14 protein-coding genes, 1 tRNA gene and 1 pseudogene are annotated in these 14484 nt (G+C 67.3%); 4 read left to right on the top strand and 12 right to left on the bottom strand.

Going from position 1 to position 14484, the window contains the following annotated elements:
* Positions 1–157: 157 nt before the first annotated feature.
* The 4 genes from B0E52_RS01485 to tpiA all read right to left on the bottom strand — a co-directional run bounded on the left by B0E52_RS01485 (position 158) and on the right by tpiA (position 2935).
* Positions 158–1456 (bottom strand): integrase arm-type DNA-binding domain-containing protein, encoded by a 1299-nt coding sequence (locus tag B0E52_RS01485; protein WP_077481047.1) that lies wholly within the window; start codon positions 1454–1456, stop codon positions 158–160.
* Between the two features lie 165 nt (positions 1457–1621).
* A tRNA-Leu gene (locus B0E52_RS01480) sits at positions 1622–1706 on the bottom strand.
* An 11-nt stretch (positions 1707–1717) separates the two neighbouring features.
* Positions 1718–2167 (bottom strand): preprotein translocase subunit SecG, encoded by a 450-nt coding sequence (gene secG, locus B0E52_RS01475; RefSeq protein ID WP_077481045.1) that lies wholly within the window; start codon positions 2165–2167, stop codon positions 1718–1720.
* An 18-nt stretch (positions 2168–2185) separates the two neighbouring features.
* Positions 2186–2935, bottom strand: a complete 750-nt coding sequence (gene tpiA / locus B0E52_RS01470; protein WP_077481043.1) for a triose-phosphate isomerase — start codon at positions 2933–2935, stop codon at positions 2186–2188.
* A gap of 111 nt (positions 2936–3046) precedes the next feature.
* Between tpiA and B0E52_RS01465 the strand changes: the two genes are divergently transcribed.
* Positions 3047–3853, top strand: a complete 807-nt coding sequence (locus B0E52_RS01465) for an SDR family NAD(P)-dependent oxidoreductase (protein ID WP_077481093.1) — start codon at positions 3047–3049, stop codon at positions 3851–3853.
* A gap of 61 nt (positions 3854–3914) precedes the next feature.
* Here B0E52_RS01465 and B0E52_RS01460 read toward each other — a convergent pair whose 3' ends face one another.
* The 4 genes from B0E52_RS01460 to orn all read right to left on the bottom strand — a co-directional run bounded on the left by B0E52_RS01460 (position 3915) and on the right by orn (position 7862).
* Complete coding sequence (locus B0E52_RS01460; RefSeq protein ID WP_077481041.1) at positions 3915–4850, bottom strand: 2-oxoglutarate and iron-dependent oxygenase domain-containing protein; 936 nt, start codon at positions 4848–4850, stop codon at positions 3915–3917.
* 123 nt (positions 4851–4973) lie between these two features.
* Positions 4974–6320 carry a phosphoglucosamine mutase gene (glmM, locus tag B0E52_RS01455; protein WP_077481039.1) on the bottom strand — a complete coding sequence of 449 codons (1347 nt, stop codon included), beginning with the start codon at positions 6318–6320 and terminating at the stop codon, positions 4974–4976.
* 73 nt (positions 6321–6393) lie between these two features.
* A complete protein-coding gene (gene folP / locus B0E52_RS01450; RefSeq protein WP_077481037.1) occupies positions 6394–7308 on the bottom strand; it encodes a dihydropteroate synthase in 915 nt (304 codons plus the stop codon).
* On the bottom strand, positions 7305–7862 hold the full coding sequence (gene orn, locus B0E52_RS01445; protein ID WP_077481035.1) for an oligoribonuclease: 558 nt from the start codon (positions 7860–7862) through the stop codon (positions 7305–7307). Before orn ends, folP begins: the two co-directional genes overlap by 4 nt.
* A 218-nt stretch (positions 7863–8080) precedes the next feature.
* Here orn and sbcB point away from each other — a divergent pair, with 218 nt between their 5' ends.
* Together sbcB and B0E52_RS01435 are read left to right on the top strand one after the other, a co-directional pair.
* The gene (sbcB, locus tag B0E52_RS01440) at positions 8081–9517 is read left to right on the top strand and encodes an exodeoxyribonuclease I (protein ID WP_077481033.1); all 1437 of its coding nucleotides are present in this window, start codon (positions 8081–8083) and stop codon (positions 9515–9517) included.
* 10 nt (positions 9518–9527) lie between these two features.
* Complete coding sequence (locus B0E52_RS01435; RefSeq protein WP_077481031.1) at positions 9528–10214, top strand: DUF2461 domain-containing protein; 687 nt, start codon at positions 9528–9530, stop codon at positions 10212–10214.
* A gap of 31 nt (positions 10215–10245) precedes the next feature.
* Here the strand turns inward: B0E52_RS01435 and B0E52_RS01430 are convergent, their stop codons facing one another.
* Positions 10246–11562, bottom strand: coding sequence for an MFS transporter (locus B0E52_RS01430; RefSeq protein WP_077481029.1), 1317 nt, complete (start codon positions 11560–11562; stop codon positions 10246–10248).
* Positions 11563–11827: 265 nt separating this feature from the next.
* Here B0E52_RS01430 and aqpZ point away from each other — a divergent pair, with 265 nt between their 5' ends.
* Positions 11828–12559, top strand: coding sequence for an aquaporin Z (aqpZ, locus tag B0E52_RS01425; RefSeq protein WP_077481027.1), 732 nt, complete (start codon positions 11828–11830; stop codon positions 12557–12559).
* A 41-nt stretch (positions 12560–12600) separates the two neighbouring features.
* Here the strand turns inward: aqpZ and B0E52_RS01420 are convergent, their stop codons facing one another.
* From B0E52_RS01420 to B0E52_RS18495, 3 genes and pseudogenes are all read right to left on the bottom strand, one after another.
* On the bottom strand, positions 12601–12996 hold the full coding sequence (locus tag B0E52_RS01420; protein WP_139351543.1) for a VOC family protein: 396 nt from the start codon (positions 12994–12996) through the stop codon (positions 12601–12603).
* A 2-nt stretch (positions 12997–12998) separates the two neighbouring features.
* The gene (gene epmA, locus B0E52_RS01415) at positions 12999–13940 is read right to left on the bottom strand and encodes an EF-P lysine aminoacylase EpmA (RefSeq protein WP_168174110.1); all 942 of its coding nucleotides are present in this window, start codon (positions 13938–13940) and stop codon (positions 12999–13001) included.
* A gap of 237 nt (positions 13941–14177) precedes the next feature.
* Positions 14178–14429 (bottom strand): annotated as a pseudogene (locus tag B0E52_RS18495) (DUF559 domain-containing protein); the annotation flags it as partial.
* Positions 14430–14484 lie beyond the last annotated feature (55 nt).

The following is a 14484-nucleotide window of genomic DNA, read 5'->3' as shown; positions in this document are numbered from 1 at the left end:
TGTGACGCTCTGGCGTTCATGCCAAAACGGCCCGCAGATGTCGCAGGCAATCTCAGGTTAGTCAGCAGCGACTTATTTCGCGGTCGAATATGGAATCCGGATCCGATTCGTCACATCTTATTCAGTTTGTGTTCACAAAAAAATTACCTCGCTTAGCTCAAGCCGATTTCTTCAACGGCACAACTTCGGCACCCTCACGCAAGCGATCGAGATAGTTCGCCCATTCCTGAAGCACCCTACACCGCTCGTCGAGAAATTTCAGGCGCGCATAAGCGGCCTCTGTCTCGCTCTTGGGTGCATGGGCGAGCTGACACTCCAATACGTCCACTTCGATCTTCAGCCGCTCACGTCCCAAAGTTCGCCAAGTCGCACGAAAGCCATGAGGGGAGTGCTCGCCCTTAAACCCCATCTCGCGGACGGCTTTGCTCAGAGCATCCCTCGACAAGTGGGATGACCGCTGTCGTGCTTGCGGAGGGAATACGTACTCCTCCCCCGCGCTCCGCCTATGCATTTCCTTCAATGCCTCAACCGCCTGCCTCGGTAAGGGGGTGGTGAAGTCTTGGCCTGTCTTCATCCGGTTCGTGATCCCATCTGGTTCCATGCCTGGAATTGCCCACTCCGCCTTTTCAAGATCGATCTCTGACCAACGTGCGCTCGCAACCACACCCGGCCGCATCACAGTCAGGGTCAGCAAGATCAATGCTGCACGGACAACAGGGTTCTCATATATGTCGATCGAGCGCATCAACTCCCCGAGTCTGCCCTCCTTGTCAGTGATAGCTGGCATGTGCCCGAGTTTTGCCTTCGGCAAAATCCGGGCAAGTCGGAGGCTGCTGTCCTCGGAGCGCAAACCTTCGTTAATCGCATGCTCCACGATCTGCCCCATATATTGTCGGGCCTTTCTTGCAAGCTGCGGCACCTTGCTGCTCATCTCCAACAACAGTGGTCGGATGTCTTTGGTCTGCAGGGTGCGCAAATCGGCTGCACCCAGCCTGGGAATGAAATACGACTCGACGACCAATCGGGCCTTACGAAAAGTCTCGCTTTGCCAGCGGCCTCGATTCTCGGCAAGCCACCTGGTCGCAACGGCCTCCAATTGCGCTTCTCGCGCCTGAGCTTCGGCCAACACTTGATGGTCTTTCCTGGCAATGTCTGCCTCAATGGCGCTTCGCATTGCTTTGCGAACCCCGGCGGTAGCTATACCAGCCTTTGCATCGCGCGCAGTTTCCAGGGCCCTGACACGAGCCTCTGCGAGGGACATGGTTGGGTAGTGACCAATGGTCGCTGGGGTGGCGGTTCTACTCCCAGGTAAGCGAAAGCGCAGGATCCAGGACTTGAGGCCCGCGGGACTTACAGAGAGATACAGACCTTTGCCATCGGCGAGCATGTAGGCCCGCTCTCGCGGCTTCGCTTTGCGAACTTCCAGTTCAGTCAGGGGCTTTGCAAGCTTGGGCATTTAAGGGACCTGTTTGTGTATGTTCACAGACGAACATGCACAACAGCATACACAAAAACTTGCGATTCGCTGAGATCCTGCGACACCCCATGTAACAAAAAACCCCGCAGTTACGCGGGGTTCCGTGTGTTTCAGAGACTTTGTGAGACTCCCTGAAACTGCTATTGGTGCCCAAGAGGGGACTCGAACCCCTACGCCTTGCGGCGCTACCACCTCAAGGTAGTGCGTCTACCAGTTCCGCCACCTGGGCAGGTGTCTTGCTCAGTGCTGCTTTTGTGGCGCCGGCGCGGCCGGCACTTCAGCTTGCTGCTTGCTTGCGGCGGGAGCCGCGGGTACCGCTGTGTTTGTGGTGGCCGGTGCTGCCGCCGGCACTTCCGGATTCACCGGCGTGGCTGCTGCCGGGGCCTGCTTGGCGGGCGCCGGCTGCTTGCTCATGCCGGCCATCACGCCGAGATCGGCACCGGTATTCTGCTGCGAACCGTGGCTGTGCAGGTACACGCCCATGCCGAGGCTCAGCGCGAAGAACAGCGCGGCGAGCACGCCGGTGGCGCGGGTCAGGAAGTTGGCCGAACCGCGCGCGCCGAACACCGTGGCCGAGGCACCGCCGCCGAAACCGGAACCGGCGCTGGCGCCTTCGCCGTTCTGCAGCAGGATCAGCACGGTCATGGCCGCGGCGATCAGGATGTAAAACACGCTGAAAATGACGAACATCAATCGAGCCCGTGGCGACTAGTGCGCCGCTGCGCAGATTCCAAGAAAGTCGGTAGCGGTCAGCGAGGCTCCACCGATCAGCCCGCCATCCACGTCCGACTGCGCGAACAATTCGGCGGCATTGGCCGCCTTGACGCTGCCGCCGTAAAGCAGCCGAGTCAGACGGGCAATCATAACATCTTCTTTCTGGAGTTGGCTACGGATGAACGCATGCACCAGCTGCACCTGTTCCGGCGTGGCGGTGCGGCCGGTGCCGATCGCCCACACCGGTTCGTACGCGATAACCGCGGTATCGAACGCCGCGATGCCGCCGCCGGCGATTACGGCTTGCAGCTGGCGTGCAATCACCGCTTCGGTGTCGCCGGCTTCGCGCTGCGCCAGGGTCTCGCCTACGCAGAGGATGGGCGTGAGGCCGGCCGCGCGTGCCGCAACGAACTTGCGCGCCACCAGCGCGTCGCCTTCGCCGTGGTACTGGCGCCGCTCGGAATGGCCGGCCAGCACCCACTGCGCGCCGGAGTCCGCGAGCATCGCGCCGGACACCTCGCCGGTGTACGCGCCCTGTCCTTCGTGCTCGCTGAGATCCTGCGCCCCCACGCCAAGGCCAGCATCGGCGCAGGCCGCGGCGACGGCACCCAGGTAGGGAAATGGCGGGCAGATCACCACGTCGATGCCGCTTGGCACGGCGGCGGCGATCTCGCCGCACAGGGCGGCGGCCATCGAGCGGCTGCCGTGCATCTTCCAGTTCGCGGCGACGAGCTTCTTGCGCATGGTCGACGTCATTCCGTGCGGACAAACGCGAGATATTACAGGACGATAACGGGACTGGTATTGCTGCGGCGCAACGTCCACGATGCCAAGGCGCCCACACAGGAGAAATGCATGCCGCCTGCCCGCCCGCTCAGCCTCGTCACCGGCGCTTCCGCCGGCATCGGTGCCGCGTTCGCCCGTGCCTTGGCGGCACGCGGCCATGACCTGGTGCTCACCGCGCGCCGCCGGGAACGGTTGGAGGCACTGGCCGCGGAACTGCAGCAGCAATACGGCTGCACGGCGACCGCGCTGGCGGCCGACCTCGCCGATCCCGCCGCGCCATCCGCGCTGTGCGAGGAACTGGCGCAGCGCGGGCTCGCGGTGGACTGGCTGATCAACAACGCTGGCTACGGTGTGCCCGGCAGTTTCACGGCGAACGATTGGCGCACGCACGCGGATTCCCTGCAGGTGCTGCTGACTGCGCCGGTCGAACTGGCCTGGCGCCTGTTGCCCGGCATGCGCGAGCGCGGCTATGGCCGCATCGTCAACGTGGCCTCGCTGGCCGGCCACGTGCCGGGCACCGCGGGACACACGCTGTATGCGCCGGCCAAGGCGTTCCTGATCAAGTTCTCGCAGGGGCTCGCGCTGGAGAGCCGCGAGCATGGCGTGCACGTGTGCGCGCTGTGCCCGGGCTTCACCTATTCCGAATTCCACGACGTCACGGGCACCCGCACGCTGATGAACAAGCTGCCCGGCTTCATGTGGCAGAGCGCCAAGGCGGTGGTGAGCGAAGGCCTTGCCGCCGTGGAGCGCGGCGCGGCGGTGCATGTCGCCGGTCGCGTGAACCGCACGATTAAGAGCGTGTTCAAGCTGATGCCGGATCGGCTGGCCTTTCGGCTGTCGGCGCGGCAGGGGCGACGTTATCGGCAGGCTGACTGACGGAAGCCCCTCACCCCAGCCCTCTCCCCCAAACTAAGTTTGGGGGAGAGGGCGCAAAACATCAGATCAGCTTGATCTCGCGCAGCCGCTGCTGCAGGTATTCGTGCGAGGTGATGCTCGTGTCGTAGCGCCTCGGGTTGTCCGGTGTCACGCACTGCGGCAGCGGAGCTAGTACCACATCGGGGTTCGGGTGCAGGAAGTACGGCACCGAATAGCGCGGCTTGCGCGCGTTCGCGTTGTGCGGGTTCACCACGCGGTGGGTGGTGGACGGGTACACGTGGTTGCTCAGGCGCTGCAGCATGTCGCCGATGTTCACCACGATGGCGTCGCCCTCGGTGGTGATTGGCAGCCACTCGCCCTCGCGGGTGAGCACTTCCAGGCCTTCCGCGCTGGCGCCCACCAGCAAGGTGATGAAGTTGATGTCCTCGTGCGCGCCGGCGCGTACGTTGGGGATGTTGTCGTCGGTGATCGGCGGGTAGTGGATCGGCCGCAGGATGGAATTGCCCTGGTCGGTCTTGTCCTCGAAGTAGTACTCGGGCAGCTCGATGTGCAGGGCCAGCGCGCGCAGCACGCGGGTACCGAGCTGGTCCAGCGCCTCGAACAAGCCGTAGCCGTAGCGCTGGAACTCCGGCACTTCGGCCGGCCACAGGTTGGGCGCCATCACGTCGGCGAACTTCGAGTCGCGCGCGATCTCGCGGCCCACATGCCAGAACTCCTTGAGGTCGGCGTACTTGCTGTCCTTCGCGGTCTCCACCTTGAACGGGGTATAGCCGCGCGCGCCGCCGCTGCCGGGCACGTGGTACTTCATCTTGGTCTCGGCTGGCAGCGCGAAGAAACGCTGGAAGGCGTCGTAGGCGCCGTCGATCAGTTCGCGCGCAATGCCGTGGCCGCTGATGCAGCAGAAGCCGAATTCGCGGTAGGCCGCGCCGAGCTCGGCGACGAAGGCCGTGCGGTCGGTGTCGTAACGGCGTATGTCGAGGGTCGGAACGTTCTTCATGGTCGTGATCCTTCAGGCATGCGGTCGATTTGTGTACCGCCACCGCAGGGGCGATTCACGTCGGGCCATTCCTTGGCGACCGGTTCCTGGTTGACCTGAGGCAGGCGCAGCGCGCCGGCTGGTTCACGAGCGTTCTGCGGAGGATTTTACGACGTCGGCCAGGCTTTGCGCCAACTGCTGCACCTCGGCCGCATCGGCGCCCTCCACGGTGACCCGCACCAGCGGCTCGGTGCCGGAGGCGCGCAGCACCACACGGCCGCGGCCGCGCAAGGTCTGTTCCGTGGCGGCCAGCGCCTGGCGCACGGCATCGCCATCGAGCGCCTCGCGCGCGCCGTCGGCACGCACGTTGATCATCACCTGCGGCAGCTTGGCCAGGCCTTGCCGCGCCGTGGCGAAATCCTCGCCGGCCAGCGCCTCCAGCACGGCCAGCGCGGAGACGATGCCGTCGCCGGTGGTGGCGCGGTCCAGGCACAGGATGTGGCCCGAGGTCTCGCCGCCCAGCACGCCGCCGCGCTCTTTGAGCTGTTGCAGCACGTAGCGGTCGCCCACCTTGGCGCGCACCAGTTCGATGCCGAGCTTTTCCAGCGCCAGCTGCAGGCCGTAGTTGCTCATCAAGGTGCCGACCAGCGGCCCGTGCAGCAGGCCGCGCGCCTGCCAGGCGCGGGCGATCACGTAGAGCAGGTCGTCGCCGTCGGCCAGCACGCCGTGGCGATCCACCAACTGCACGCGGTCGCCGTCGCCGTCGAAGGCGATGCCCAGGTCCGCGCCCTGCTCCAGCACCGCGCGCTGCAGCGCCTGCGGATGGGTGGAACCGACCTCGCGATTGATGTTGAAGCCGTCCGGCGTGACGCCAATCGATGTGACTTCGGCGCCGAGCTCGGCGAACACCTTGGGCGCGACCTGGTAGGTGGCACCGTTGGCACAATCCAGCACGACCTTCAGGCCGTTGAGGTTGAAGTCCTCGGCCACCGTGCTCTTGCAGAACTCCGCGTAGCGGGTCACTGCGTCGTCGATGCGGCGCGCCTTGCCCAGCTGCTCGGAAGGCACGGTGGCGAAGGGCGCGTCGATCTCCGCCTCGATGGCCGCTTCCATTGCGTCGCTGAGCTTCTCGCCGTGCGCGGAGAAGAACTTGATGCCGTTGTCGTGGTGCGGATTGTGCGAGGCACTGATGACGATGCCCGCCTCGGCGCGCAACGAGCGCGTGAGCATCGCCACCGCCGGCGTGGGCATCGGCCCCAGCATGCGCACGTCCATGCCGGCGGAGACCAGCCCGGCTTCCAGCGCGGCCTCGAACATGTAGCCCGACACGCGGGTGTCCTTGCCGATCAGCACGCCACGCCGCGCGCCGCCCTGCTGCCTGAGCACCGCACCCAGCGCGCGGCCGAGGCGCAACATGAACTCGGCGTTGATCGGCCACACGCCCACTGTGCCGCGGATGCCGTCCGTGCCGAAATACTTGCGTTGGCTCATGATGCCTTCCCGAAAAAGTTGCCCTGCCCCGGCGGCGGCACCTCGTGCGCCGTCGTCCTGTCGCCGCTCTTTGTCAATCGTCGTCCGGCCAGCGCGGTGCGGCCGGCCGGGTATCGCGGCGCGGCGCCTCGTCGCCCGCGTGCACGCCCTGCCATACCGCCAGGACGTCCACCGTGGCGGCGACGTCGTGCACGCGCACCATGCGGGCACCGCGCTGAACCGCGATCAACGCGGCGGCGGCCGAACCCGCGGCGCGCTCGGCCGGCAGCTTGCGCCCGGTCAGCGTGCCGATCATGGCCTTGCGCGACAGGCCCGCGTAAACACCGCTGCCCAGGTCCGCGAAGCGTTCCAACGCACGCAGCAAGGCCAGGTTGTGTTCAAGGTTCTTGCCGAAGCCGAAGCCGGGATCGACCAGCACCTTGCGCCTGTCGATGCCCGCCAGTTCGCACGCGAACAGGCGGTCGGCAAGGAAGCGGTGCACCTCGCCCACCACGTCGTCGTAATGAGGGTCGTCCTGCATGCCGCGCGGCTCGCCCTGCATGTGCATCAGGCATACCGGCACGCCGAGTGCCGCCGCCGCGTCCAGTGCGCCTTCGCGGCGCAGTGCATACACGTCGTTGATCATGCCGGCGCCCGCGGCCACCGCGGCGCGCATCACCTCCGGCTTGGAAGTGTCGATGGCGATCGGCAGCGCGGTGCGCGCGACCAGCTGTTCGATCACTGGGATCACCCGGCGCAACTCTTCTTCCAGCGGTACCGCGGCGGCGCCGGGGCGGGTGGATTCGCCGCCCACGTCGAGCATGTCGGCGCCCTGCTCCGCCAGCGCCAGCCCATGCGCCACCGCCGCTTCCGTGGTGGCGTGCTCGCCGCCGTCGGAGAACGAATCGGGCGTGACGTTGACGATGCCGGCCACGCGCGGGCGGTCCAGCACCAGCCTGCGGCCGGCGCAGTCGAGCATGGTGGCGAACATGGCGTCGAGCGCGCTCATGCGCCGCCCAGCTCGCCCATGAAACGGCGGTAGTAGCGCAGCTCCTCGATGGAGTCGCGGATGTCGGACAACGCGGTGTGCGCGGACTCCTTGCTGAAACCCTTGCCGACCGCCGGTGCCCAGCGCCGCGCCAGCTCCTTCAGCGTGGACACGTCGAGGTTGCGGTAGTGGAACCAGCGCTCCAGCCGCGGCATCTGCCGGTGCAGGAAGCGGCGGTCCTGGCAGATCGAGTTGCCGCACATTGGCGACTTGCCCGCCGGCACCCAGTTGCGCAGAAAATCCAGCGTGACCTGCTCGGCGGCGGCGTGGTCCGCGGTGGACTGGAGCACCTGCTGCCACAGGCCGGACTTGCCGTGCTGGTTGCGGTTCCAGGCGTCCATCGCCTCCAGCCGGTCCAGCTCGTGGCGGATCGCGAACACCGGGCCCTCGGCCAGCACGTTGAGTTCCTTGTCGGTGACGATGGTGGCGATCTCCAGGACCGAGTCGTGATCCGTGTCGAGGCCGGTCATCTCCAGATCGATCCAGATCAGGTTGTCGTCGTTCGCTTGGCTCATGGTCTCTCCTTGTGCCAGCCAGTTTATCAGCCCCGCACATGCGATCATCCGAGGAGCCTGTTCGGACTTGAGCCGGTCGGGCTGCAAATCCGTTTACGCGGTCCATATTTCCGCCGCTTCTTGGCTCATGGGACCACCATGAGCCGGCGAAACGTCGAAAATCTGTCCTCGCGCAACCGAATTTTCGCCTCGACCGTTCAAGTCCAACAGGCTCCACCATGCAGACCTTCTTCTGGCACGACTACGAGACCTTCGGCGCCGACACCCGGCGCGACCGCCCCGTGCAGTTCGCCGGCATCCGCACGAACCTGGAGCTGGAGATCGTCGGCAAGCCGGTGATGTTCTTCGGCCAGCCGCCGCGCGACAGCCTGCCTCATCCGGAGGCCTGCCTGATCACCGGCATCACGCCGCAGCAGGCCGAACGCGAGGGCGTGAACGAGGCCGAGTTCGCCGCCCGCGTACACGAGCAACTGGCCGCGCCGGGCACCTGCGGCGTGGGCTACAACTCGCTGCGCTTCGACGACGAGGTGACGCGGCAGTTGCTCTACCGCAACTTCTATGAGCCCTACGGCCGCGAGTGGGAGAACGGCAATTCGCGCTGGGACCTGATCGACCTCGCGCGCATGTGCGAGGCACTTCGGCCCGAAGGCATCGTTTGGCCCGTCCGCGAGGACGGCACGCCCAGCTTCAAGCTGGAACTGCTCGCCACCGCCAACCACCTGCGGCAGGAACGCGCGCACGACGCGCTGTCCGACGTGTACGCGCTGATCGACCTCGCGCGGTTGATCCGCGTGCGCCAGCCCAGGCTTTGGGAATGGTTCTACGCGCTGCGCCGCAAGCAGCGCGTGTTCGAACTGCTGGACGTGGCGGCGATGACGCCGCTGGTGCACGTTTCCTCGCGCTATCCGTCCAGCCGGCACTGCCTCGCCCTGATCGCGCCGCTGGCGATGCATCCCGCGCGGCCCGGCGAGGTGATCGTCTGCGACCTGGCCGGCGATCCGGCCGAGTGGCTGGAGCTCGACGAGGACGAGATCGCCGACCGCGTGTTCACCGCCCGTGCCGATCTGCCCGAAGGCGTCGATCGCATCCCGCTGCGCACCGTGCGCGCGAACCGCGCCCCCGCGCTGGCGCCGCTCTCCGTGCTGAAGGGCGCGGATCTGGCGCGCCTGCAACTCGACCCCGAGCGCAGCCTCGCCCACCGCGATACGCTGGCCGCTGCCGACGGACTCGCCGCCAAGGTCGCCCGCGTGTTCGCCCGCGCCGCCGAGCTGCCGCCGCCGGAAGATCCCGAGCTGGCGCTGTACGCCGGCTTCCTGCCTGACGCCGACAAGCGCCTGCTGCGCGAAGTGCGCGCCACTCCACCGGAACAGCTGGCCACGCGCGCGTTCGCGTTCCGCGATCCGCGCTATGCGGAGCTGTTGTTCCGCTACCGCGCCCGCAACTGGCCGGAGACCCTGGACGCCGACGAACGCGAGCGTTGGGAAGCGTTCCGCCGCCAGCGCCTCACCCGCGAAACGCCGCTCACCACGCTCACCTTCGACGCCTACTACGCCACGCTGGCCGCCTTGCGCGACGATCCCGCAAAGCAGGACAAGCTGCCCCTGCTGGACCAGTTGCAGGCCTGGGGCGAAACGCTGGCCGCCGAACTGACCTGAAGGAACCCGCATGCCCCACGCCTACTTCACTCCGGCCACGTTCAAGTTCCTCCGCGCGCTGGACCGCAACAACAGCCGCGACTGGTTCACCGCGCACAAGGCCGACTACGAGCGCCACGTGCGCGAACCGTTCCTGCAGCTCATCACCGACCTGCAGGCGCCGCTGGCGAAGATCAGCCCGCATTACCGCGCCGACCCGCGCAAGAACGGCGGCTCGCTGTTCCGCATCTTCCGCGACACCCGCTTCTCCAACAACAAGCTGCCGTACAAGCCGTGGCAGGGCGCGCGCTTCTTCCACGAGCGCCGCCACGAGATCCCGGCGCCCTCGTTCTACATGCACCTCCAGCCCGGCGACTGCTTCGCGGGCGGCGGCATGTGGCACCCGGAACCCGACGCGCTGAAGAAGATCCGCGCCTTCCTCGCCGACAATCCCGCCGCGTGGAAGAAGGCCACGCAAAGCCCGGCCTTCCGCGAACACCTGCAATTCTGGGGCGAATCGCTGAAGCGCCCGTCGCACGGCTACGACCCGAACCACGAGCTGATCGAGGACCTCAAGCGCAAGGACTACGCCTGCGGCGAAGGCTTCGACGAAACGCTGGCCTGCTCCGCCGAACTGCTGCCGTGGACGGTGGCCTGCTTCAAGCGCGTGGCGCCGATGGTCGACTATCTATGCGCCACGCAGGAGCTGGAGTTCTGACCATCCGGCCAGACCGGATCCGCGAGCCGGCTCAGTCGCGGCCGGCCTTGGCCGCCAGCAGCCGCCCGCTCACCCCCACGCTCACCAGCGCCGTGATCGTCACGTAGTGCGCCGGCGCCATGCGGCCGGCGTGCACGGCAAGCCAGCCGATCATCGCGGCGGTGCCGGCGCCGAACACGGCGTAGGCCACGTTGTAGGAGAACGACAGGCCGGAGAAGCGCACCGGCGGCGGGAAGGCCTGCACCATCACCACCGGCACCACGCCGACCACGCCCACCAGCAGGCCGGCGAGCGCGTACAGCGGCAGGAAATGCGTGCCGCCCGCGGCCAGATCGGTGAACAGCGCCCAGGTGCCGGCCACCAGCAGCAGCGAGCCGCCCAGCAGGGTCTGCAGTGCACCGCAGCGGTCGGCGAGCCAGCCATAGGCGATGCAGCCCGCGGTGAGTCCACAGGTGGCCAGCACGTTGCCGATGCTCGCCAGCCGCGGCGACAAGCCGAAGCTCTTCGGCGCCAACGTGGGCAGCAGCAGGATCAGCACCACCACGGCCGCGGTGAGCATCCAGGTCACCAGCATCGACACCACCACGCCACGCCGGTGTGCGGCCAGCACTACCCGCAACGGCAGTTCGCGGCTGAGCAGCTTGCGCGCGCGCATCTCGGCGAACACCGGCGTCTCGCTGAGCCAGCGGCGCAGCCATACCGCGACGAAACCGAACACGCCGCCGAGCAGGAACGGCACGCGCCAGCCCCAGTCCAGCAGTTGCGCCGCATCCAACCGCGCGTTGAGCCACGCCGTCAGCAGCGAGCCGATCAGGATGCCCGCGGTGAGCCCCGCGGTGAGACTGCCACACGCAAAACCCACGCGCCCGGCGGGCACGTGCTCGGCCACGAACACCCAGGCGCCCGGTACCTCGCCACCCACCGCAATGCCTTGCACGATGCGCAGCAAGAGCAACAGCAACGGTGCCAGCATGCCGACCTGCGCGTAGGTGGGCAGCAGGCCGATCGCCAGCGTGGGCAGCGCCATCAGGAACACGCTGAGCGCGAACATGCGCTTGCGCCCCGAGCGATCGCCGAAATGCGCCATCACGATGCCGCCCAGCGGCCGCGCGAGGTAGCCGGCGGCGAAAATGCCGTAGACCTTGAGCTGGGCCAGCCATGGCGTCGTGCCCTGCGGGAAGAACAGCTCGCTCAGCGGCAGCGTGAGGAACACGAACACCACGAAGTCGTAGAACTCCAGCGCTCCGCCCAGCGCCGAGAGCAGCAGGGTGCGCGCGTCGCGGCGGTCCAGCGGTCGCGCCGTCGCGCCGCTCAGATCCGGTGTCGTCAATGTCGTGGCTTCGCTCATGGGGGACCGCGGCCCGGTGCGGAAAGGGTTCGGCAACATAGCGCAGAGCGCGGCACGGCGCGATGCCGCCCGCATCCCTTATGCTCGCCCTGCCCGGCCGGATGCCGGGCCACACGGACGAGCCGGCCAGCCTGCAGGCGGCCCGCCCGCCGCCGTTTCAGGGGGAGAGGAAACGTCGTACGACCTGGCCACCGGCCAGTGATCCAGACTGCGTCGCGCCATCGCGGCGCTCGTGTCCATTCACGCAATCGGGAAGGAGTCTTCGATGAACCTGGGCAAACGCATGGCCGCCGAATTCTTCGGCACGTTCTGGCTGGTACTGGGTGGCTGCGGCAGCGCGGTGCTGGCCGCGGGATTTCCGGGGCTGGGCATCGGCTTCGCCGGCGTGGCGCTGGCCTTCGGCCTCACCTTGCTGACGATGTGCTACGCCATCGGCCACATCTCCGGCTGCCACATCAACCCGGCGGTGACCTGCGGCCTTGCCGCCGGCGGCCGCTTCCCGCTGAAGGATGTGATTCCGTACATCGTCGCCCAGGTGATCGGCGGCCTCCTCGCCGGCGCCGTGCTCTACACCATCGCCCACGGCAAGGCGGGTTTCGATCCCACCCTCAGCGGCTTCGCCGCAAACGGCTACGGCGCGCACTCTCCGGGTGGCTACGCGATGGGTGCCGCGGCGGCGTGCGAGATCGTGATGACCGCCTTCTTTCTGTTCATCATCATGGGCGCCACCCACAAGAGCGCACCGGTGGGCTTCGCCGGCATCGCGATCGGCCTGGCACTGACCCTGATCCACCTGATCAGCATCCCGGTCACCAACACCTCGGTGAACCCGGCGCGCTCCACCGCCGTCGCGTTCTTCCAGGGCACCTGGGCGGTGCAGCAGCTGTGGTTCTTCTGGGTGATGCCGATCATCGGCGGCATCATCGGCGGCATCATCTACCGCTACCTGTGGAGCGATCGCCCCGCCCTGCCCGACATCAAGGGCGACCGCGCCTGAGCAGCGGCACACGACACGCGGCCTCCCCGGCCGCGTGTCGTCTATGCCTCGTAAAGCTCGATCGGCAGCCCGTCCGGGTCGGCGAAGAAGACGAAGCGGCGACCGGTATGCTCGTCCACGCGCAGCGGCTCGCAGGCGACACCGCGCGCCGTCAGCGCGGCCACCGCCGCCTCCACGTCGGCCACGACGAACGCGAGGTGACGCAGCCCCTGTGCCTCCGGCCAGGAAGGGCGCGGAGGCGCGCCGGGAAAGGAGAACAGCTCCAGCTGCACGCCGGGGCTGACCTCCAGGTCGCACTTCCAGGAATCGCGCGCCTCGCGGTAGACCTCGCGCACGATGCGCAAGCCCAGCGTCTCGCTGTAGAACGCCTTCGAGCGCGCGTAGTCCGAGCAGATCAGGGCGACGTGGTGGATGCCGCGCAGCAGGGACTCGTCCACGATCAAGCCTCCGAAAACGGGAACGCCAGCACGTCGGCGATCGCATCGGTGCCGGCCAGGCACATCAGCAGGCGCTCCACGCCCAGCGCCACGCCGGCGCAGTCGGGCAGCGCGTCGAGCGTCGCCAGCAGGTTTTCGTCCAGCGGAACCTCGCGCTGGCCGCGCTCGCGGCGACGCGCGTTGTCACGCTCGAAGCGCGTGCGCTGCTCGGCGGCGTCGTTGAGTTCGTGATAGCCGTTGGCCAGCTCGTACGGACCCAGATACAGCTCGAAGCGCTCGGCCAGCGGCGGGTCGCCGGGCCGCAGCTTCGCCAGCGCGCACTGGCTGGCCGGGTAGTCGTGGATCACGGTGATGCGGTCGTGCGGGAACGCCGGCTGCAGCTTGTGGGTAAGCAGCAGGTCCAGCCAGTCGTCGCGGGTGAGCCCCGCGGGATCGATGCCGAAGTCCGCCAACGGCGCGCGCAGCTCCCCGATGGACGCGTGCGCGGAATCGATGCCCAGCTCGTCGATGAACAACTGGCGATAGCCCTCGATCAGCACCTCGGCACGGCGCCCCTGCATCGCCAGCGCTGCCTCCACCAGCTCGATGACCTCGTGCATCAGCCGGCGATGGTCCCAGCCCACCCGGTACCACTCCAGCATGGTGAATTCGGGATTGTGCCGCCCCCCGGCCTCGCCGTTGCGGAACACCCGGCCCAGCTCGTAGCAGTCGCCCACGCCCGCGGCGACGAGCCGCTTCAACGGGTATTCCGGCGAGGTGCGCAGCCAGCGTTCGCGCGCGCCGGCGTCGACATGGCCGCTGAACTGCGTGCTGAAACCCTCGATGTTCGATTCGGTGTTGCCGGCGGCGGAGAGGATCGGGGTTTCCACCTCCAGCACCTTGCGCTCGGCGAAGAAAGCACGGATCAGGGCATAGAGGTCGGCGCGCAGCTGCAGGGCGGACATGCGCGGAAAAGCGGAAACGCCCCCCTCACCCCGACCCTCTCCCCCAGCAAAGCTGGGGGAGAGGGAGATGTGGGGCACTGGTTTTCCGTCAACGGCATTCGACGAGAGGGAGTTTCTGCCCCCTCTCCCTCGGCGATGCCGGGGGAGAGGGTTGGGGTGAGGGGGACGCTCTTCGTTCATGGCTTGCACGATCGCTTCGAGAACATCGTCGGTACGCAGCAAGGCATCGTCGTTCCAGAAGCGCAGCACACGGAAGCCGGCCGCTTCGAGGTCGCGCGTACGCTGCCCGTCGTAAACGCCCTGCTCCGCGTGCTGGCCACCGTCCAGCTCCACGATGAGCTGGCGTTCCACGCAACAGAAATCGGCGTAATAGCCGGCGACCGGATGCTGGCGGCGGAACTTCGCGCCGAACTGCTCGGCGCGCAGGCGCGACCAGAGTATGCGTTCGGCGTCGGTCTGCTGGCGGCGGAGTTCGCGGGCGCGCTGCATGTCAGAAGCGCCCCCTCACCCCAACCCTCTCCCCCAACGGCGTTGGGGGAGAGGG

The sequence above is a fragment of the Rhodanobacter sp. C06 genome (genome assembly GCF_002001105.1).
Lineage (GTDB): Bacteria > Pseudomonadota > Gammaproteobacteria > Xanthomonadales > Rhodanobacteraceae > Rhodanobacter_A.
This window is presented reverse-complemented; position numbering and strand designations above follow the sequence as displayed.

Bases quoted from the DNA above. Each gene is read 5' to 3' on its own strand.
- folP (WP_077481037.1), bottom strand. From the start codon at position 7,308: ATGAGCGCGCTCGACGCCATGTTCGCCACCATGCTCGACTGCGCCGGC.
- glmM (WP_077481039.1), bottom strand. From the start codon at position 6,320: ATGAGCCAACGCAAGTATTTCGGCACGGACGGCATCCGCGGCACAGTG.
- sbcB (WP_077481033.1), top strand. From the start codon at position 8,081: ATGCAGACCTTCTTCTGGCACGACTACGAGACCTTCGGCGCCGACACC.
- B0E52_RS01485 (WP_077481047.1), bottom strand. From the start codon at position 1,456: ATGCCCAAGCTTGCAAAGCCCCTGACTGAACTGGAAGTTCGCAAAGCG.
- secG (WP_077481045.1), bottom strand. From the start codon at position 2,167: ATGTTCGTCATTTTCAGCGTGTTTTACATCCTGATCGCCGCGGCCATG.
- B0E52_RS01430 (WP_077481029.1), bottom strand. From the start codon at position 11,562: ATGAGCGAAGCCACGACATTGACGACACCGGATCTGAGCGGCGCGACG.
- tpiA (WP_077481043.1), bottom strand. From the start codon at position 2,935: ATGCGCAAGAAGCTCGTCGCCGCGAACTGGAAGATGCACGGCAGCCGC.
- orn (WP_077481035.1), bottom strand. From the start codon at position 7,862: ATGAGCCAAGCGAACGACGACAACCTGATCTGGATCGATCTGGAGATG.
- B0E52_RS01465 (WP_077481093.1), top strand. From the start codon at position 3,047: ATGCCGCCTGCCCGCCCGCTCAGCCTCGTCACCGGCGCTTCCGCCGGC.
- B0E52_RS01435 (WP_077481031.1), top strand. From the start codon at position 9,528: ATGCCCCACGCCTACTTCACTCCGGCCACGTTCAAGTTCCTCCGCGCG.
- B0E52_RS01460 (WP_077481041.1), bottom strand. From the start codon at position 4,850: ATGAAGAACGTTCCGACCCTCGACATACGCCGTTACGACACCGACCGC.
- aqpZ (WP_077481027.1), top strand. From the start codon at position 11,828: ATGAACCTGGGCAAACGCATGGCCGCCGAATTCTTCGGCACGTTCTGG.
- epmA (WP_168174110.1), bottom strand. From the start codon at position 13,940: ATGTCCGCCCTGCAGCTGCGCGCCGACCTCTATGCCCTGATCCGTGCT.